At 42.7% G+C, this 20,542-nt stretch carries 17 protein-coding genes; 13 read left to right on the forward strand and 4 right to left on the reverse strand.

Annotated elements, in window-relative coordinates; all coding sequences use genetic code 11:
* Positions 1-296: 296 nt before the first annotated feature.
* From xdhA to hemG, 4 genes are all read left to right on the forward strand, one after another.
* Positions 297-1,739: a xanthine dehydrogenase small subunit gene (xdhA, locus tag V6259_RS10940; RefSeq protein ID WP_341584536.1), complete on the forward strand. Its 1,443-nt coding sequence runs from the start codon at positions 297-299 to the stop codon at positions 1,737-1,739.
* The gene (xdhB, locus tag V6259_RS10945; RefSeq protein WP_341584537.1) at positions 1,732-4,128 is read left to right on the forward strand and encodes a xanthine dehydrogenase molybdopterin binding subunit; all 2,397 of its coding nucleotides are present in this window, start codon (positions 1,732-1,734) and stop codon (positions 4,126-4,128) included. Before xdhA ends, xdhB begins: the two co-directional genes overlap by 8 nt.
* A 10-nt stretch (positions 4,129-4,138) precedes the next feature.
* Positions 4,139-5,440 carry a guanine deaminase gene (guaD, locus tag V6259_RS10950; protein WP_341584538.1) on the forward strand — a complete coding sequence of 434 codons (1,302 nt, stop codon included), beginning with the start codon at positions 4,139-4,141 and terminating at the stop codon, positions 5,438-5,440.
* A gap of 140 nt (positions 5,441-5,580) precedes the next feature.
* On the forward strand, positions 5,581-6,123 hold the full coding sequence (gene hemG / locus V6259_RS10955; protein ID WP_341584539.1) for a menaquinone-dependent protoporphyrinogen IX dehydrogenase: 543 nt from the start codon (positions 5,581-5,583) through the stop codon (positions 6,121-6,123).
* 208 nt (positions 6,124-6,331) lie between these two features.
* Here hemG and V6259_RS10960 read toward each other — a convergent pair whose 3' ends face one another.
* Positions 6,332-6,835: a hypothetical protein gene (locus V6259_RS10960; protein ID WP_341584540.1), complete on the reverse strand. Its 504-nt coding sequence runs from the start codon at positions 6,833-6,835 to the stop codon at positions 6,332-6,334.
* 274 nt (positions 6,836-7,109) lie between these two features.
* Between V6259_RS10960 and V6259_RS10965 the strand changes: the two genes are divergently transcribed.
* Positions 7,110-8,372 (forward strand): multidrug effflux MFS transporter, encoded by a 1,263-nt coding sequence (locus tag V6259_RS10965; RefSeq protein ID WP_341584541.1) that lies wholly within the window; start codon positions 7,110-7,112, stop codon positions 8,370-8,372.
* A gap of 104 nt (positions 8,373-8,476) precedes the next feature.
* On the opposite strand, the gene V6259_RS10970 is transcribed toward V6259_RS10965, so the two are convergent.
* On the reverse strand, positions 8,477-9,076 hold the full coding sequence (locus tag V6259_RS10970) for a TetR/AcrR family transcriptional regulator (protein WP_341584542.1): 600 nt from the start codon (positions 9,074-9,076) through the stop codon (positions 8,477-8,479).
* Positions 9,077-9,518: 442 nt separating this feature from the next.
* On the opposite strand from V6259_RS10970, the gene msrA reads away from it, so the two are divergent.
* The 3 genes from msrA to V6259_RS10985 all read left to right on the forward strand — a co-directional run bounded on the left by msrA (position 9,519) and on the right by V6259_RS10985 (position 12,358).
* On the forward strand, positions 9,519-10,145 hold the full coding sequence (gene msrA / locus V6259_RS10975; protein WP_341584543.1) for a peptide-methionine (S)-S-oxide reductase MsrA: 627 nt from the start codon (positions 9,519-9,521) through the stop codon (positions 10,143-10,145).
* 154 nt (positions 10,146-10,299) lie between these two features.
* Positions 10,300-10,665 carry a PEGA domain-containing protein gene (locus V6259_RS10980; protein ID WP_341584544.1) on the forward strand — a complete coding sequence of 122 codons (366 nt, stop codon included), beginning with the start codon at positions 10,300-10,302 and terminating at the stop codon, positions 10,663-10,665.
* A 4-nt stretch (positions 10,666-10,669) separates the two neighbouring features.
* Complete coding sequence (locus V6259_RS10985) at positions 10,670-12,358, forward strand: lipoprotein N-acyltransferase Lnb domain-containing protein (protein ID WP_341584545.1); 1,689 nt, start codon at positions 10,670-10,672, stop codon at positions 12,356-12,358.
* 120 nt (positions 12,359-12,478) lie between these two features.
* On the opposite strand, the gene V6259_RS10990 is transcribed toward V6259_RS10985, so the two are convergent.
* Positions 12,479-13,012 carry a hypothetical protein gene (locus V6259_RS10990; protein WP_341584546.1) on the reverse strand — a complete coding sequence of 178 codons (534 nt, stop codon included), beginning with the start codon at positions 13,010-13,012 and terminating at the stop codon, positions 12,479-12,481.
* Positions 13,013-13,430: 418 nt separating this feature from the next.
* Between V6259_RS10990 and V6259_RS10995 the strand changes: the two genes are divergently transcribed.
* Positions 13,431-13,688, forward strand: a complete 258-nt coding sequence (locus tag V6259_RS10995; RefSeq protein WP_341584547.1) for a peptide-methionine (S)-S-oxide reductase — start codon at positions 13,431-13,433, stop codon at positions 13,686-13,688.
* 293 nt (positions 13,689-13,981) lie between these two features.
* Here V6259_RS10995 and V6259_RS11000 read toward each other — a convergent pair whose 3' ends face one another.
* The gene (locus V6259_RS11000; RefSeq protein ID WP_341584548.1) at positions 13,982-15,397 is read right to left on the reverse strand and encodes a hypothetical protein; all 1,416 of its coding nucleotides are present in this window, start codon (positions 15,395-15,397) and stop codon (positions 13,982-13,984) included.
* Positions 15,398-15,734: 337 nt separating this feature from the next.
* Between V6259_RS11000 and V6259_RS11005 the strand changes: the two genes are divergently transcribed.
* The 4 genes from V6259_RS11005 to trpA all read left to right on the forward strand — a co-directional run bounded on the left by V6259_RS11005 (position 15,735) and on the right by trpA (position 20,447).
* The gene (locus V6259_RS11005; protein WP_341584549.1) at positions 15,735-16,121 is read left to right on the forward strand and encodes a transposase; all 387 of its coding nucleotides are present in this window, start codon (positions 15,735-15,737) and stop codon (positions 16,119-16,121) included.
* A 219-nt stretch (positions 16,122-16,340) separates the two neighbouring features.
* Complete coding sequence (locus V6259_RS11010) at positions 16,341-17,405, forward strand: DUF4238 domain-containing protein (protein ID WP_341584550.1); 1,065 nt, start codon at positions 16,341-16,343, stop codon at positions 17,403-17,405.
* A gap of 1,003 nt (positions 17,406-18,408) precedes the next feature.
* A complete protein-coding gene (trpB, locus tag V6259_RS11015) occupies positions 18,409-19,659 on the forward strand; it encodes a tryptophan synthase subunit beta (protein ID WP_341584551.1) in 1,251 nt (416 codons plus the stop codon).
* Positions 19,656-20,447, forward strand: a complete 792-nt coding sequence (trpA, locus tag V6259_RS11020) for a tryptophan synthase subunit alpha (protein WP_341584552.1) — start codon at positions 19,656-19,658, stop codon at positions 20,445-20,447. The genes trpB and trpA overlap by 4 nt, the downstream gene beginning before the upstream one ends.
* The last annotated feature ends 95 nt before the right edge of the window (positions 20,448-20,542 follow it).

Below are 20,542 nucleotides of genomic sequence, written 5' to 3' on the forward strand. Positions count from 1 at the left end.
TCTCGTCAAATGGACGCTAGTGTTAGGCCGCACCAAAATAGACATAAACCTCTCTGTTTTAGTGCATAAAATAAAAATTGTTAAAGGTTTGACAAAATATAACCGATCGGTCAATGTTTTAAATTCGCTGTGTTAATTTGTTAATTTATCACGTTAAAAATACAGCTGACTAAACCCGTTTTACACCGTTATCGCAGAAAAAAAGAACTTAAAAAAACACGTAAATACGAGTTTAATGAGCAAATCAAACCAGTCATCAGCATGACAAAGAGCAGACCGCTTTCGGGAGAGACAGAGTGATTCAATTTTTACTGAATCAAGAGCTTCGCCAAGAAGACAACCTAGATCCAAATTTGACAGTATTAAATTACCTGCGCAATGAGCGAAACAAGACAGGCACCAAAGAAGGTTGTGCCTCTGGTGACTGTGGCGCCTGCAGCGTGGTGTTGGCAGAAGACATCGACGGCGACTTACGCTACCGCAGTGTGAACGCCTGCCTGACATTTGTGTCTGCTTTGCATGGTAAACAATTAATTACCGTTGAAGACCTAAAGCACCAACAAAACCTACACAGCACCCAACAAGCGATGGCCGATTGTCATGGCTCTCAATGTGGTTTTTGTACCCCTGGTTTTGTGATGTCTCTGTTTGCGTTGCAAAAAAACACCGAGCAATACGACCAAGCTCAAACCAGCGAAGCCTTGGCCGGAAATTTATGCCGTTGCACTGGCTATCGCCCTATTTATGAAGCAGCCAAACAAAGCTGTGAAAACCAACAAAGCGACCATTTCGATGCTAAAGCCGCGCAAACCATTGCCCGTTTAAAAGCCATCAAACCGCTTAGCAACACACAACTGACTGGCAAAAACCGTCATGTCTATTTGCCGACCTCCACTCAAGAGTTGGCAGAACGTTACCTGCAACACCCAGATGCCCATTTGTTAGCCGGCGGCACCGATCTCGCCTTAGAAGTGACACAATTTCATCGCACTCTCGATAAGCTGATTTATCTTGGCAATGTCAGCGAGATGAAACAGATCACAGAAACAGACGGCATGATTGAGATTGGCGCGGCAGCCCCACTAACAGATTGTTATTCTATATTATCCAAACACTACCCAGACTTTGGCGACCTATTACATCGTTTTGCCTCACTGCAAATTCGTAACCAAGGCACCCTTGGAGGCAACATTGCCAATGCCTCTCCGATTGGTGATTCGCCACCGCTATTGATTTCACTGGACGCTAAAGTACAACTAAGACAAGGTGATAAGACACGCCTAATTCCTCTGGAAGATTACTTTTTGGATTACAAAAAAACCGTTCGTCAGTCGAGCGAGTTTATCGAAAAAATCCTCGTGCCAACGCCGAACCTTGCTACTTTTAAGGCTTATAAGGTTTCGAAGCGCCTCGATGACGATATTTCTGCCGTCTGCGCCGCAATGAATATTGAGATTCAAGCAGGTCAGGTTATCAGTGCGCGCCTTGCGTTTGGCGGCATGGCGGCGATACCAAAACGCGCCAGCCATTGTGAGCAAGCTCTAGTCGGTCAAGCATGGACTCAAGCCACGATAGAAGCCGCTTGTGACGCCCTTGCCCTTGATTTCACTCCACTAAGCGACTTTCGAGCCTCGAAGGAATACCGCCAGCTGGTGGCGCAAAATTTATTGCGCAAATACTTCATCGAAACCACCTCGAATCCCGATTATCTGATCACGCGAGTAACGGCCCATGTCTAATCATTCCGCTCCAGAACTCAGCCAAACAGAGCTAGAAAGCGCCTTCAAAGCCAACCTTAAAACGGGCGTTGGACGAGGCATCAAACACGAAAGCGGTGACAAGCACGTCAGCGGTGAAGCGCTCTATATAGATGACAAACTTGAGTTTCCGAACCAACTCCATGTCTATGTGCACACCAGCACCTACGCCCATGCCAAGATTCTTAACATAGACACCAGTGTTAGCCTGACTATGCCTGGTGTCGTGTCTATCATCACCGCGCAAGATGTGCCTGGTGAATTGGACGTTGGTCCGGTATTAAAAGGCGACCCATTACTTGCCGATGGCATCGTCGAATATTACGGTCAACCCATTGTCGCAGTGGCCGCCACCAGCCATGAAGCCGCCCTGCAAGCCGCTAAAGCGATTAAGGTCGAATACCAACCGCTGACGCCGATTCTAGACGTCAAAGAAGCGCTTGAGAAACAACACTTTGTGCAAGACAGCCACCAACTTGTCATCGGTGATAGTGCCAGCGCACTGGAAAAAGCGCCTCACCGCTTGCAAAACGAACTCTATATTGGCGGCCAAGAACACTTTTACCTTGAAACCCAAGTCGCCTCAGTAATGCCCTCTGAAGACGGTGGCATGATTGTCTACTCGAGCACGCAAAACCCCACCGAAGTACAAAAGCTGGTCGCCAGCGTACTGGGTATTAGCATGAATAAAGTCCTGGTCGACATGCGCCGCATGGGCGGTGGCTTTGGTGGCAAAGAAACCCAAGCGGCACCAATCGCCTGCTTGTGTGCGGTGTTTGCTCACCTCACCGGACGCCCCACCAAGATGCGCCTACCGCGCGCAGAAGACATGTCGATTACCGGTAAACGCCATCCGTTTTACGTGCGTTATGATGTCGGTTACGACGACGACGGCCGCGTGTCGGCACTCAATATGGAACTCGCTGGAAACTGCGGTTACTCACCTGATTTATCAGGCTCTATTGTGGATCGCGCCATGTTTCACGCGGATAACGCCTATTTCTTCGAACATGCCACCATTACGGGTTATCGCTGCAAAACCAACACAGCGTCAAACACCGCTTATCGTGGCTTTGGCGGCCCACAAGGCATGGTGCCAACCGAAGACATGTTCGACGCCATTGCTCGCCAATTAGGCAAGGACCCATTAGACATTCGCCGCGCAAACTATTACGGCATCGACGAGCGCAATGTCACCCCTTACCATCAAACGGTAGAGCACAATATTCTGCCAGAGATCACCGAAGAGCTGCTCGCTACCAGCGACTATTATGCTCGCCGCGAAGCGATTAAAACCTTTAACGCCACCAGCCCGATTCTGAAAAAAGGCTTGGCTTTTACTCCCGTGAAATTTGGCATCTCGTTTACCAACTCGTTTCTGAACCAAGCCGGTGCTTTGATCCACATTTATACCGACGGCACGATTCACTTGAACCATGGTGGTACCGAAATGGGGCAAGGTTTAAACACCAAGGTTCAACAAATCGTTGCCCAAGTGTTCCAAGTGGAAACGGACAAAATCCAAGTCTCTGCAACCAACACAGAAAAAGTGCCTAATACCTCGCCGACTGCGGCGTCTTCCGGCACCGATCTAAACGGCAAAGCGGCGCAAAATGCGGCCTTGATAATCAAGCAACGTTTGATCGATTTTCTGATCAGTCATTATCATGTCTCGTCAGAAGACATTGAATTCAACAATGGTCAAATCAAAGTGCGAGACACCTATCTCTCCTTTGAATCTTTGATTAATTTGGCGTATTTGAACCAAGTTTCCCTGTCGAGCACCGGCTTTTATAAAACCCCAAAAATCCATTATGACCGTACTACAGCCAGTGGCCGACCGTTTTATTACTTCGCCTATGGGCTAGCTTGCTGTGAAGTCATCGTCGATAGTTTAACCGGCGAATATCACTTCACTCGTACCGACATTCTTCACGATGTGGGAGCGACACTGAACCCAGCCATCGACATTGGTCAAATCGAAGGCGGCTTTGTACAAGGCATGGGCTGGTTAACCAGTGAGGAACTCGTGTGGAATGAACAGGGTCGCCTCATGACAAACGGCCCGGCGAGCTATAAAATCCCCGCTATCACGGACATGCCGAATGATTTACGCGTCACATTAGTAGAAAGCCGTAAAAACCCAGAAGACACGGTTTATCATTCAAAAGCCGTTGGTGAGCCGCCATTTATGCTCGGCATTGCCGCTTGGTGTGCGATCAAAGACGCTGTCGCGTCGGTGGGCGAATATCGCTTCCACCCAGACATTGACGCGCCAGCCACACCAGAACGTGTGCTGATGGGCATTGAATCCATTCGAAAGCAATCCGTTCAAAAACAATCGAACCGAAAACAAACGAACAACCCGTAAGAGAGATCTAATGAGTCAACGAAAAGCGTGGCGCGCCGCCATCGTACATTGTATTGCCGACCCTAAAGACGTTGGTGTAGAAAACGCCTATGAGTATTTTGCAGATGGCTTACTGATTGTCGATGGTGACAAGATCAGTGCCATTGGTCACGCCAAAGATCTATTGCCTAGCCTATCAACGGACACTCTTGTGGAGCACCACCCTGATGGCGTGATCACCCCTGGGTTTATCGATACGCACATTCATTATCCGCAAACCGACATGATCGGCTCTTACGGGGAACAATTGCTGACTTGGTTAAACACCTATACTTTCCCAGAAGAAGGCAAGTTCCACGACAAAACTCATGCTCGCGACGTTGCCGATCGTTTCTTACAAGAATTATTGCGTAACGGCACCACCACCGCCTTGGTGTTTGGTACGGTTCATAAAGTCTCTGTGGAAGCGTTTTTTGAAGCCAGCGAAGTCCATAACCTACGCATGATTTGCGGTAAAGTCATGATGGATCGCAATGCACCCGACTTTTTAACCGACACACCAGAAACCAGCTACCAAGAAAGCAAAGAACTGATCGATACTTGGCACAATAAAGGTCGTTTGCATTATGCCATCACCCCTCGTTTCGCACCGACCAGTTCAGACGAACAACTTAAACTGGCTGGTAAACTGCTCAACGAATACGACGATGTCTACATGCACACTCATTTGTCCGAAAACAAAGACGAATGCGCTTGGGTACAAGACTTGTTCCCCGCCAGTAAAAACTATCTCGATGTGTATGACCAACACAAACTATTGAGCGAACGCTCAGTGTTTGCCCATGGTATTCACCTGTGCGACAGCGAATACCATCGTCTGCATGAAACCGGCTCAGCCATTGCGTTTTGCCCAACGTCTAACCTCTTTATCGGCAGCGGATTATTCAAATTAAGCAAAGCCGAAGAACACAAAATTAACGTGGGTATGGGTACCGATGTTGGCGGCGGCACTAGCTTTTCTATGCTGCAAACGCTAAACGAAGCCTACAAGGTCATTCAGTTACAAAACGAAAACCTTAGCCCGATAAAATCCCTGTATCTGGCGACGTTAGGTGGCGCAAAAGCCTTGCGTTTAGATGACAAAATTGGCAACTTAGCGGTCGGCACCGAAGCGGACTTTGTTATCCTAGATAAAAAAGCCACGCCTCTTCTCTCCTCTCGCCTTGCCCTATCAAAAGGCATTGAAGAAAGTTTATTTGTCTTCATGACCTTAGGGGACGATCGAGCGATTAAAGCAACGTATTCAGCGGGACAATGCGTCCACCAGCGCTAATCTACCACTGCTGACCTGATGCTTATAAATCGCCAAGCGCACTCTTGATGAGTGCGCTTTTTGATAAAATACCGCTTAGCTGAAGTCGCTTTTTCTGACATACTGACTCTCACCAACTTTGCATTATTAATGAGTGCTTTATGACTAATACGCTTATTTTGTATTCCAGTATCGATGGACATACCCACAAAATTTGTCAGCGCATCGCCCATCAAATCGAGACTCAGCAACACAGTGTCACCCTCCTTTCTATTGACGCAATGGCAGCCAATAACACCGACACTATCTCGCTGACTGAGTTCGACAAAATAGTCATCGGTGCCAGTATTCGTTATGGCAAACACAGAAAAAATGTCAGCCAGTTTATTCGCCAGTATAAAACCCTGCTAAACAGTAAGCCTTGCGCTTTTTTTAGCGTCAACTTAGTGGCTCGAAAAGCTGAAAAGAATACCTCAGACAGCAATCCTTACCTGCAAAAACTACTGACAGAGTCCAACTGGCAGCCTAAACTAAAAGGTGTTTTTGCTGGAAAAGTAGATTATCAACAATACCGTTTTTTTGATCGCCAGATGATCCGCATGATTATGTGGATGACGAAAGGCCCGACCGCCCTAGACAGCGTTATTGATTATACGGATTGGGTAAAGGTAGACGATTTCGCGCAGGAAATTCATAAACTCTAGCACTCTAGTGCTATTTCAATGAGCTCTCATTCACCCAAGCAAAGCTCTCTGCTACAATGACGACAAATTGAAATGGAAAACCTTACATTATGAATCTTGCTATTATGGCGCTTGGCGCATTTGCTATTCTGTTTGTTTTTTTCGCATTAACCATTGCCTTAATGCTGCTAAAAAAACACAAAGAAAAGAAGTAATTGTTCCGCTACCACTAGGGATACAAGCGGACGATACCTGTTTCTCCTGCCATATCGCCGACAATCCAGACTTTTTCAAACGCATGAGGGATGGGGATGTGAATCAGATATTCAAGAGATTTAATATCCTCTTTGCTCCACGCTGGATGTGCATTGCGGATGACCAACCAAACACGCTTCGATTTGTACTTTTTGCCTGACTTGTTTTCTAAAATTCGATTTAGCGATTGTAACAACCGAGTATCCGCTGGCTCACTTTCAAGTTTATGCAATACTTCGCGAGTTTTACTGGTTAAATCACGCCCTAAAATCGCCATGGCTTCTTCCTCATCCCCGTAAAGATGAGCGATTTCTAAATCTAAAAGTTCGCCTTCTAAGAGACAAGAAACATCTGGGCGAATCGGATCATTATGCCAAATATGGCGAATTTTCTTGCCTGTATTACGCTCATACCAACGCATAAATAACTTGGCAGCTTGATGCTCTAAAGCAATTTTTTCTTCTTCGCTGTGAGACATAAATCCTCCCTTTACTACGGCATGGAGACTTTTCTCTTGGTGCTTTTCATCAATAAAGCATAGAAGAAAATACTCAATCAAGTATCACCTGACTTTATTAAACCCCCAAATGCGTCATAAGAACAGCTCTCACTCAAACGCATATTAGCGCTCATCGCCTCAACTAAGTATCAATTTCCTTATAACGCTCTCCTGCTTGAGAACAATATTAGGTTATAATGCCAGGCCCGTTTTTTCGACGGACCCTATTTATTGCCATCTACTTGGATACGTTATGGAAAATCATCAAAACAGTACGACGTCAGGCATGTCATCGAAAGAATTTACTATTCTGGTTGCGCTGCTCATGTCGATTGTTGCCATCTCAATTGATGCCCTACTACCCGCCCTTGGCATTATCGGCAAAGACCTTAATGCCGTGTCCGCCAACCAACCTCAACTGCTGATTAGTATGCTGTTTTTAGGCATGGCGATTGGCCAACTTATCTGCGGTCCACTGTCGGATTCACTAGGACGTCGTCCGGTGCTCTTTGGTGGCTTTGCCATTTATTTGATTGGCACGGTTATTTGTTATCAAGCAACCAGCTTGGAAACGCTCATGGTTGGTCGTTTTATTCAAGGGCTCGGCGTTGCAGGACCTTATATTTCCGCCATTTCTCTCGTACGAGATTTGTACCACGGCTCGCAAATGGCACGCATTATGTCATTGGTGATGATGATTTTTATGTTGGTTCCCGCCATCGCACCAACACTAGGCCAAGCCATTTTATTACTCGATGATTGGCGTGGTATTTTTGAAATGTACTTGGTGTATGCCGTTATTTTAATCGTTTGGATTCTGTTCCGATTAAAAGAAACCTTACCCAAAGAAAACCGTATTCCTTTCACTCAAAAAGGCTTTTACGAAGGTTTTAAAGAAGTACTGACCAATCGTATTACCGCGAGCTACACCATTTGTATGGGGCTATTTTTTGGTAGCTTCATCGGCTATTTAAACTCCGCTCAACAGATCTTCCAAGTACAGTTTAAAACCGGCACTCTGTTTTCTCTCTACTTTGGCTTACTGGCCGTGGTACTGGGGATTTCATCCTTGATCAACTCTCGTATCGTCGAGAAACATGGCGCAAAACACATTGCTTTTCGGGGCATCTACAGCGTGGTCATCGCATCCGCCCTGTTTCTCCTCTTACACGCCTTTGTCACCATTACCCTATGGATGTTCTTAATCTACGCTGGGGTATTTTTCTTCTGCTTTGGTTTGTTGTTTGGCAACATCAATGCCTTGGCCATGGAACCCATGGGGCACGTAGCAGGTATCGCCTCTGCCGTTATTGGCTCTGTGTCTTCGATCATGTCGATGATCATAGGCACTATTATTGGCCAGATGTACGACAACAGCCTCATCCCCATCGCCAGTGGTTTTACCCTATTCGGAGGCATCGCCTTGGGGATCATGTATTGGGCTGAGAAAGGCAGAATAGAAGAAACGGAAGACGAACTTAAAGAAGACGAACTTAAAGAAGCTGAATCTGTTTAAACTCACTAATAGGCTTCTATCTATTAGTGAGACTATTAGCCGCTATTTATAAATAGCGCATGATCTATAGACAGCTACCATAAAAAGCAAAAAGCCGAGTCGTGTTACTCCGCTTTTTTATCAATAAACACCGCTAACTGGCGCTCTAATGCTTCGACAGGCAAGCTTGTTTGATTCAGTAAACTGGGCATTAACACCGCTTCTTTACTGATTGCTTTCAGCGCGAAAAAGTACTCAGAAGACACCTGGTGTATTTCTAACCAAGCGAGCAATACTCGCTCTAAAACCGCTTCAAACTGAGCAAACAACGCCACGGTAGACGCGGCCATTTTATGCTGCTCACCCAGTAAAATACGATACACAGCCAAACGCTCAGAACGACTCGACCACGCTTTCCACAAGGCAATCCAACCGACTAAAAAAGCCTGATGATTCACTATAGCCTTATGGTTCACTGCTGACTGAGCTTGCTGTTGATCCGCTAAAGTCTGCGTCATCTCGGTGTCTGCTTGCTCAATAAAGTACTCAAGCACAGACTCCCACAACACCAACTTCGTGGGAAAATTACTGTAGACCGTGGGCTTAGACACCGCCGCCGTGATCACCACTTGATCGATACTCGTGCCTTGATAGCCCTTCAATGTAAACAGCCCCGCCGCCGCCTCAACAATCACGCCCTTTTTACTGGGTCTTCCTCGAGCCACGCCCTTCTCCTATACTGTATTAGTCTTGTAAAACATTCTAACCTATTGATTCAAAATAGTTTCATTTTTGTCAAAGTCACATGTTTCCATTTAGGCCATTCCAAGACAAAGCCCTACCAAATTACCAAATATTTCACACTATTAACGTGTCGTTTTTCGTCACTACCAGCTCGACGGAGTTACTCATGAAGTAGACCGAAAACAACAAATCACACTCTATCAAGACTTAGCTAATGACCGGCCATAAAGCGCTCAAGAATAACGCCAAAGCGATTCTGCGCGGGGAGCAGAGGTGTTATTCATGAGAGCGACCGAAACAACGAACCTTAGAAGCCAACAAGCGATCAAAACCAACGGGGGGAATTTTTATCTGACTTCAACTGTAATAAACATCCCCTCCCCTACGTCAAAGTATCATCTTAAGACAAACAAGGCCTTCATTATGCCAATAACAAAACGACTAAAAACAGCGATCGGGCTCGGCGTACTCGCCGGCATCACTTTTTATATGAGCGCCGCGAAAGCAGAAACACAAAGCATGATAGTCGCCGGTGGCTGTTTTTGGTGTGTCGAATCTGACTTTGAAAAAGTACCAGGCGTATTAGACGTAGAGTCCGGATATATTGGCGGCCACACTAAAAACCCAACTTACGGTCAAGTATCAGGCAAACACACAGGTCATTTTGAAGCCGTCATAATCAAATACGACGACACAAAAACCTCCCTAGCGGCCTTATCAGACTACTATTGGAAAACCATCGACCCAACCGACCCAAACGGTCAATTCTGTGACAAAGGCGCTCCATACAAAACCGCCATGTTTTATCAAAACGAAAAACAAAAAGCCGTTTTCGATGCTTCATTAGCAAAAGTAGAAGCCAACAAGCCCTTTAGCGCCAAAATAGTCACCGAAATCCTACCTGCCAAAACCTTCTACTTAGCGGAAGATTACCATCAGGATTACTACAAAAAGAACTCATACCGCTACCGCTTCTACCGCAGCAGCTGTGGCCGCGACAACAAGATCGAAAGCCTCTGGGGAGAAGTCGCCAGCGAAGATTACCATTGAGCCGGCTAAGAAAAACGAATGTCACAAATAAATAAACACTGATACAGAAACAAAATAAATTAACAAAAAAGATGCAGATAGTTACAAAAGAGTGATCAAATAGGTACAATAAGGACCTAAAATCCTTATTACTAACAATCTAAACGGAATTAAGATGAAAAAAATCATTCTTACGGCACTTGCTTGCGTAACCATACTATTGTCTGGCTGTGCATCAATTATCTCTGGTACAAATCAGACTCTAACTTTTAACTCTAATGTTGAGGGTGTAAATGTCTATGTCGATGGTGCTTTGATAGGTAAGACTCCCGTCAGTGTTTCATTTAAAAAGAATAAAGCCCAAACCGTTATGTTTAAGAAGAAAGGCTATGAAACGGTTATAAGAAGTATCACAAAGAAATTTGATCCTGTCGCTTTACTAGACATTTTCTGGGATCTATCCACCACTGATTTTATTACTGGTGCAGTATATGAATATGAACCAAACTCTATTTATGTAGAAATGCCAATAAAAGAATAAAAATATGTTTAAAAATGACCAATATAAGACTCTTTTTATTGGGACAATTATATTGGTCATTTTAACATTCACTTCATATGTGTCAGCAAAAAACAAAACCTTCAACCCTGAAATAACAGAATTCATTCTAAAAAACACTTCTTCATTGGCTTATCAAATTAAAGAAAAAAAAGGTTTAGGCTACATCAGCTTAAAAAACCAAATTATTCTACTTGATTGCAAACCAAAAAATATATTTTCAAAAAATCTGTTAAATGAAAAAAACCCTTATTTATTTAGCAAAAAATTCTCGAAAGAAATAGAAAAATGCAAAAGTAAAAGTAAAAGTAAAAGTAAAAGTAAAGATATAGAGTCATTATTAAAAAACAAAGAAGCTTATTTAATAATTTCTGAAGAAAGCTTAAAATCTCCAATGTCATATTTCGGGCATTCGCTTATTTTGTTTTTAGATGAGAAAGATTTTTATTTTTCTCCCGTTGTCTCAATTTCAGCACCTACAGACAACCTAACTGCATTTGAACAAATAACAAAAGGCGGATTTTCCCATATAGAAGCGAACATAAATATAACTCCACTTCATCAAATAATTGACTATTATGGTCACAAGGAATCACGAAAATTAAAATTTATTCACTTATCCGATCACATATTCAATAGAGAAAAATTAATACAATACTTTAAGATGGAATCATCTAAAAATCTTAGCTATAACTTCTTTTACCAAAATTGCTCTACCTATCTTTATGAAGCATTAAACTATTCATGTAATTGCTTTAAAGAAAAACCTATGATCATAACCCCTTCTTTATTAGAAACGAGAATACAAGCATTAGAACAAGAAAACCGTGAGTTTGAAATAAACTCGCTGTACTATGAATTCAATATTAAATTTGAAAAACTAAATAAAAATGAAAAAAACACAACTAAAAAAATATTTTCAAATAACAAAAAACACTTACAAAAAAATTATAATGCAGGAGTAGTTGCAGCACTCGCATCAAGATTAAGCTTTGAAAGTTATAAAACACCTAATATTGGATATAAAAAAATATTAGATGAATACGGAAAAGATAGTTCATTACTAAGACGTATACCTTATTTCGAAAAAAATAAAAAAACAACATCTGATAATTTAAACTATTCATCAATAAAAATATATAAAGAAAAAGATTCCTTAAACTTAAAACTATCAGCCATTGATTTCAACCATCTAGAACAGCGTCCGAAACATTTTATGTTTTCTAAACTTTCAGCTGGAACTATTGAGTTAATTAAAAAAAGGGAAGGAGTACATATAGAATCTCTGTCTTTTTTAAATATAAGAACATTAATACCAATTGACTTTGTAACCAAAGAGCCTTCATGGAGGTTAAGAATAGGAGCTGAGCGTGATAATGAAAACAAATTAAGAGCACTTACTAGCTTTGGTGTTGGAGCATCATTTTCATTATCAGATTTTATATTTTATACATTACCAAGTGTTGAATTAAAATCATCTTTAAACTTTCCTGTCTATTCTGGAATTTACTTTAAAAGTAAATCACTATTAATCAAGTATGAAACAAAAGATTTAAAAGAAAACTCTTTAACTTTTTACAAAAGAGAAAACAATAACTTTGGCTATGAGTTTAGAATATCTAAAAGTAAAAATAGCAAGCCAAAAACCAGAATAGGTCTATCCTACTATTTCTAATGTTAGACACTATCCGAAAAACTAGAGCTATTCGATAATAAATTGATATTCCGTGATAACTTTTAAAAAAGGTGAATTTTCAGCCAACTTTGTTACTTCTCCATTAATTATATATTAAAATTACAATAATATTTGAGTAGGAGTTATTTTTAAATCTGCCAACTCACTTAGAAACATCTCAATATTTTTATTTGCTGATCCTTCATTTGCTAAACGAAGGCGTTTAAAACCCAAAAAGGCATCACCGAATGTCGCAGTATATGGAGCAGAAATCGTATCATTAAAAACCGTAGAATGAGTTAATGTGTTTTTTAATGTATATTGGACATATGTTTTAACCTCAAAGCTCGAACCAAATACAGGCTGATCTATTTTAATCAATTTAACAGAGAGCCTATATACACCTTCCCCAGAAAATAATTTTTGATTAATAAGGCTCAGTCTTAATGCATCTAAAAACTCTTCATTACTAATCTTAAAAGGATTAGCATCTTCTCCACCAGTAACAGAGGATAAAACTATATTGTTTTTCAACTCCTTTGCGTATGTTATCTCTACACCTTTATAAGCAACACTCTCAACATTAGTACTTGATACACAACCAGAAAGATACAAAACAGATAAAAAAACTAATAAAACTCGTCCCATTTTCATGTTATTTCCCTAATTAAAATCAAAAATAATAATACAATTATATTGAAAAATAAACTACATATCATATAAATAAAATCACTTTTAACTAAAAAATATATATAAAATAATCATAAAAGATGATAGGTTATCCGCTATAATTAAACAGAGTTTAGCATTAGCCTTTTGTTGCGCACGTAGTTATGAAACCGACCATGGTCAGCGAAACACCCTAAGGAGGCTACTCATAAGTCGTTTTCACTATTTAGATACGAATATATTTAATTCATATTTTATGTGATTATTTGCCCACAGAAGTTAGAAATATGATTTATTCGGGCATATTCCCTAACTAACAAATCACCTTCTTCTGATGATTCACAAATGACCTATCAGAAGCTCTCACGAATAACACCAAAGCGATTCTTCGCCGGGAGCGCAGGTGCTGCCTCTGCCCCCCAATTCAAACATGGTTGTCCTGATAAGTACTTCATTAGCAAAAGTAGAAGCCAACAAGCCCTTTAGCGCCAAAATAGTCACCGAAATCCTACCTGCCAAAACCTTCTACTTAGCGGAAGATTACCATCAGGATTACTACAAAAAGAACTCATACCGCTACCGCTTCTACCGCAGCAGCTGTGGCCGCGACAACAAAATCGAAAGCCTCTGGGGAGAAGTCGCCAGCGAAGATTACCATTGAGTCGGCTAATAAAATTTAACGACCATAAGCTCTCATGAATAACACGAAAGTAATTATTCGGTGAGTGTTACCGTCTGGCGCTAGTTTCTAGAAAAAGGGTTAACGTGTATTCATCCATTCAGCAGAAATATTCTGGGTGAAAGCCGAGTGGCTTGAGAACAAATGAAGCTCATTAATTCTGAGAATTAACGGTTGATAGATACAAAAAATCCGATTAAGAAAGCTTAATCGGATTTCTGTGGCGACTTAATTAAATTCGGCCCTTAAGCGAACAGAATTTTAAGCTATGCCGTTTAGCGCTGGACTATCTCTGCATTTTTCGCTTTGAAGCCGTCTTTGATTTCAGAGCCTTTCAACGTGATGACACCTTGACCTTTGACCTTAAGCCCAGATTTTTTACCAGTGTCGTTTCCTTCCGTTTCACTATTTTCAATTAATGCGGTGACAGTACCGTCATCTTTTGATTCCAAAGTAATACCTTTACCGTGGTTCTTTTTAGAGTTAACAGAAGAAATCAGAGCGTTTAGATTGCCGTTGTTTTCTTCCGTTACTTTAAAGCCATCATCGGTATTGCCGCTTGCGTCAGTTCCTACAATAGTGATATCGATGCTGCCGTCACCTTCTTCATCAAAATCCAGACCTTCATCCAAATTGTTGCGAATAGTGGAAGCGTAGATCACCGCTTGAATACCACCATTTCCAGCTTCATCAATATCAAAGCCATCATCGAAGTCGATACCGAACTCATAGGCTTCTACAGAACCGTCTTTGTATAGCTCTACTTCACGCTCAAAACATTTGTCATCAGGAGAACCCGTAATGGCTACAGGCACATTGCTGGCCATCATTACGCCTTGCTTAAATTCAGCTTCGGCCGGTGATGGTAGTAAGTTTTCTAATAGGTCTTTCTGGCAGTATCCGCCATTATTAGAAAAGTCGACGTTGCTGACGTTAACAATGACACTACCGTCCTGCCCTTCATCAAGCTCAACACCATCCGCACCTACTTTAACGAACCTAGATTGATGTGCAGTGAAGTGGATATCACCTGTATTACGCTCGTCTACACGTAGACCATCGCCATCGACTCGGCCATAACCAATGTCGTGAACATGAACATTGTATGCATTCACCGCGATCGAAGCTGGTGAACCACCGCCTTCGCCGCCAGCGCCAGCACCACAGTTCTCGGCGATATCACAATCAGACACGTGGATACCGTGACCCGCAACACCGCTTACCTCAACATCATTTAGCGTTACTGTCAGAGTGCCAGTTTGATCGTTTCGAACGTTTACGAAGATACCTTTACCAGCTTCACCATCAAGGTCGCCACGGTTTTCAATGCTAAAACCACCTGGGCCTTCGAATTTCAATCCACTGATATTGACATCAGCACCTTCCGTGATAGACAGCAGGTTAATATTTTTGTCAGTTTCAATCGTCTGTCCGCTACCGTAAATAGAGATTGGGGCTTGACCGTTATAGACAAGAGTTGAATTAATCTCGATCTCTTCCTTAGTCATCACGATGATATTATTTGCTTTACCTGAGGCGACGGCCTCCAGTGCCGCACGCATTGACCCTTCGCCACTGTCTTTACCGTTAATCACCTGAATCGGTGTAGCGTAAGCCGTAGTTGTCAGCAAAGCAGCACCGATAGACAGAGTAAGCGCTTTCAACATGTGAGTACTTTGTAGCATGAACATTGGAGATACCTTTGAATTATCGTAGACATAAAGAATCATCACAATAAACTTACGAAGTGACATTTAAATGACAGTTTGTCAGTATTTTGTCATCTTTATTTAGAAGAGATGCATTCAAAGGGTGTTAAGAAGGCATTGGGGTTAATCAAAAGTAAAAAAAAACTAATCTTCAAGATAGGAATTGCGATGATGGATTTACAAAGCAAAATCAGTGAAACCTTTCGCAAAGCCTTCGTAGACCGTCATCAACAGTTTAGGCCTGCCACAGATTGGAATCGATACGATGACTTGTCCCTTCCCCTTTTTTCTTCCAAGGCTAGGATGAGCAGGTAATGAAATGTGGCGAAGTGGGATAAATGTAAATAGTCACAAGCAACAATACACTCGATTCTGTGGTTACTTAAAAGACTGTAAGATATGCCCTCTACAACAGCAATGCATGCGCAAACCACCGAAGGATAGAGGAAGGCAAGTCCAATTTAAACACGATGAATCACGGAAAAAACTAAGCTATGGCGACAAAATGAAAGTTAAGATCGATAGTCCAATAGGACGGCGACAATACAGTAAAAGGCTAGGCGCCATCGAACCAGTGTTTGGTAACATTACTGTTAATAAAGGCATGAATAAATTTACTTTACGCGGCCAAGAAAAAGTGAACACCCAATGGCAAATGTATTGCCTCGTTCATAACATCGAAAAGCTTAGGAACAGCCTTCATTAAGCAAAAAGTAAGCCTCTCACACCATGTAGCTACTCACTGTTCGATCCTTAAGCACACACTTCCTTTACGGCTCGATATCAGCAATCTACGATTGAAAATCGAATGGCCTATTGAATCCTAGGCGTATGTGAAATATTGTGGTTTTATATTAATAAAATAGGCTGAGAATGATAAATTCTACAGCCTCTTTAAAGCTCCTACGGCTGCACGGAGAGTTCATTGGCTGATCAAACTACAAAAAACCAACATTATGTCCCCCAATTTTTGCTCGGAGGGTTTGACTCGATTGGAGCGGTGAAACCCAAAGTACATATTTTTGATGTAGAGAGGAATGTTGTTCGCCAAAACCAGACGGTTAAAGAGGTTTTTTCTCAAAATTATTTTTACGACAAAAATAATGAAATTGAGAATTTTCTGTCATTGAATATCGAAGGGCCTGCATCAGATATAATTAACAGAATAAGGAATAATGACTTCAGCATTCTAGGCAACGGCGGAACTGAATTAATAAAATTCATGTGTTGCCAAAACACAAGAACAGTTGAAGGAAGAGAAGATGCCTTGAATTTTATGAACGCTTACTTCGAGCCAATATTTTCAGATTTAAACAAGCTTAACGATTTAGGAATCACAGATCCAGGAAGCTTTAAGGTAAGGCCGTCAGATAAAGATTCGATGCGGTATTTTAACGCTGTTCAAGCTTTAAAGGGAGTCATCTATTCAAAAGGCATGGAGGATCTTGATTTTCATATCTTAATAAATAAAACCAATGAGGAGTTTGTTCTTTCAGATCATGCGATAACCAGATATAACTGGCTCTATCGTGGTGTGAATGATCCGCGTATTGGAAGCATGCTTGCGAAAGGTGTTCAACTATTCCTTCCACTTTCGGACAAGATTTGCCTGTGCGCATATGACTCGAAAGTTTATAAATATGGGCAGAGATCGTCTAATATTTCCGAGTTGAAAGAAAAAGGCGATGTGTATTGGTTAAATCAGCTGCAAATGCGAAATGCTCGTTCATTTATAGCTTTCAAATCAATTTATATGGCGAGTTATCTGAAAAAATTACGTGCATCTTTCTATGGGAAGAAAGTCTACTCTCGAAAAAGCCTTCACTTAGGGCAAGAAGATATTGGAGAGGATAAGCTAAAGACGACACATATGGTGTATACGGAGCAGGTTAAATTACGCGAAAAACCTACGTTCTTTAAGCTTCTTAAAAAATCAAGAAGACCAGCCCTGAGCTTTGAAGAGCGTGATCCTGATGTGCCAGAGCCTTAATGATGCCTTCATAAAAAATGAAGGAAGAAAGAGTTGCCAATCAAACTTTAACAAGTCAAAGCACTCGGACGCAGCAAGGCTGCGCCAGTGTTTGAGGCGTTAGGAATCAACAATAAGAAGATACTTTCTTGGAGTCATATTTGATTTTACAATCTCGGATTTGCCTATATTCATAGAGTATGTTCAGAAAATACCAACATACCTTAGCAAACATGCGGGGAGCACCGCTAATCGCCTAAGCTCTCATGAATAACACCAGAGCGATTCTTCGCGCCTGCGCGGGGAGCAGAGGTGTTATTCATGAGAGCGACAGTTAAACATGCCTGTCCTGATAAATAGCACTGATAAATATTCTTCAACAATAGCGCTAACGCCCGCCACGACTGGGATTTAAACATGCCTGTCCTAGTAAACTGTTCCTCTGCCAAACACATAAGCTCTCACGAATAACACCAGAGCGATTCTTCGCGCTTGCGCGGGGAGCGGAGGAGTTGTTCATGAGATCGACAGTTAAACATGCCTGTCCTGATAAATAACATCCTTCAACAATAGCTCTAACACCCGCCACGACTGGGATTTAAACATGCCTGTCCTAGTAAACTGCTCCTCTGCCAAACACATAAGCTCTTACGAATAACACCAGAGCGATTCTTCGCGCTTGCGCGGGGAGCGGAGGTGTTGTTCATGAGAGCGACAGTAACCAACAAATCACCCTCTTCTGTTGATTCACAAATGACCTATCAAAAGCTCTCTCATAGATAAGGATTTAAACGTGCCTGTCCTGATAAGAAATCAGTAAACTGCTCAGCTAAACGCAGAAGCTCTCACGAATAACACCAGAGCGATTCTTCGCGCTTACGCGGGGAGCGGAGGTGTTATTCATGAGAGCGACCGTAGCCAACGAAACACTCTCACTAAATGTAACAAAACACCCTTGACGTGAACCGTTAACCTCCATTATATTAACTAAACGGTATAGTTAAATAATTAAATGGAGAACACCATGCAAAGCGAGAACGGTTTCTACGGGGAATACGGTGGTAGCTACATCCCAGAGATACTTTATGCCAGCCAACAGCAAATACTGACGGCTTATGAAGAAGCCAAAAAAGACCCTGAGTTTCTCGCTGAGCTGCACAAACAATGGCAACAATACTCTGGCCGACCCACGCCACTGACCTACTGCGCTAACCTAACCGAACACTTTGGTGGTGCGCAAATTTACCTAAAACGTGAAGACTTAAACCACAGCGGCGCGCACAAGATGAACAACGTGATTGGACAAGGTTTATTGGTCAAACGCATGGGTAAAAAACGCGTTATTGCCGAAACTGGCGCGGGTCAACATGGTATCGCCACAGCACTTGTGGCAGCGCGTTTAGGTCTGGAATGCACCATCTATATGGGTGCCAAAGACGTAGAACGCCAATACCCAAATGTGTTCTGGATGCGTCAACTTGGCGCCACCGTTGTGCCCGTTACCACAGGCTCACAAACCCTAAAAGACGCCCTAGACGAAGCCCTACGTGACTGGTCATCGAGCCATGAAGAAAGCCATTACTTAATCGGTACAGCTTGTGGTTGCGCGCCCTTCCCTGAAATGGTCGCCTTCTTTCAATCTGTGATTGGTGACGAAGTTCGCGAACAAAGTGTTAAACAGTTTGGCCAATTTCCAGATCGCTTGTACGCCTGTGTTGGCGGTGGCTCAAACGCTTGTGGTTTGTTCTTGCCCTTCCTTGATGAAAAAAATGTCGCCATGGTTGGCGTAGAAGCTGGCGGTCGTGGCATCAAGCTAGGTGATCATTCAGTGAGATTGTCCCATGACCTTGGTTCCAAAGGCATTGCACAAGGTTTCGCGACCAAATTCATCCAAGACAGTAATGGCCAATTGCAAGACACGCACTCCATTGCCGCAGGGCTAGATTACGTGGGTGTGTCACCTATTATCGCGCACCTTGCAGACACCGGTCGCATCGAAATGACCTACGCAATGGACGATGAAGTGATTAAAGCTTGTACCTTATTGCTGAAAAAAGAAGGCATTATTCCCGCATTGGAATCGTCTCATGCCTTAGCAGGCGCCTTTAAAGATGCGCCAAATCTGCCGAAAGACAGCCATATTGTAATCAACCTATCAGGGCGTGGTGACAAGGACATATTCAACGTGGCAAAAGCCGTTGAAGACGAGACCTTCCCACAATTCTTAAGCAGCTACCTTGCCACTTACCACGCGGATATGGAGAAAAAAGCATGAGCCAACTTGCCGACTTTATTCAACAAAAACGCCAAGTAAAACCCATTTTATCGATGACTCACGTCGTCTATGGCTATCCGACACGCCAACAAAGCTTGGCTTGGATGACGCGCTTATTAACTGAGGGCGTGGACTTTATTGAGGTCCAGTTTCCGTTTTCTGATCCGGTTGCCGATGGCCCAAGTATCGTCGCGGCTTGTCATAAAGCGCTAGAGCAAACGCTCACGGTAGAAGACTTTTTAACCGACATGGGCGTGCTCGCTCGTGATTTCCCAGACAGCCGCATCGTCTTAATGAGCTACTTAAACCCTATGTATCGCTACGGTTTGGACAAGCTTGCAAAACGTGCCGCTGAGATCAATATGCCGGGGTTGATCATTCCAGATTTGCCGATTGAATTGTCTGCGGATTACATCGCCGCTTGTGAAGCCAACCAGATTGATCCCATTTGGCTCGTTACGCCTGTGACACCCAAAGAACGCCTAGAAATGCTGGCAAGCAAAGCGTCTGGCTTTCTGTATTGTGTGGCGCGCTCAGGTGTAACCGGTCATTCGAGCCATGAAGGCACCAGCAACCTGACCCCGATGGACGAATATTTGGCACATATTAAAGCCCATGCAAAGGCACCAATGGGCGTGGGATTTGGGCTTCGTGAACGTCATCAGATTGAAGCCTTAATCGGCAAAGCAGACATCGCTATTTTAGGTTCAGCTTTATTGGATGCCTATAACCAAGGTGGTGAAGACGCTGGCATCGCCTTGCTGAACACTTTATTTCCCAAAAAGTAAGTGCTTTTAAACAAACTAAAACGCCCTTAAACCCAATAAAAAAGCCGCTGTACCAAAAGTACAACGGCTTTTTTAGCCATGTATATTAACGCTTT

Source organism: Marinomonas sp. TI.3.20, assembly GCF_038155025.1.
In the GTDB taxonomy this organism is placed as follows: domain Bacteria; phylum Pseudomonadota; class Gammaproteobacteria; order Pseudomonadales; family Marinomonadaceae; genus Marinomonas; species Marinomonas flavescens.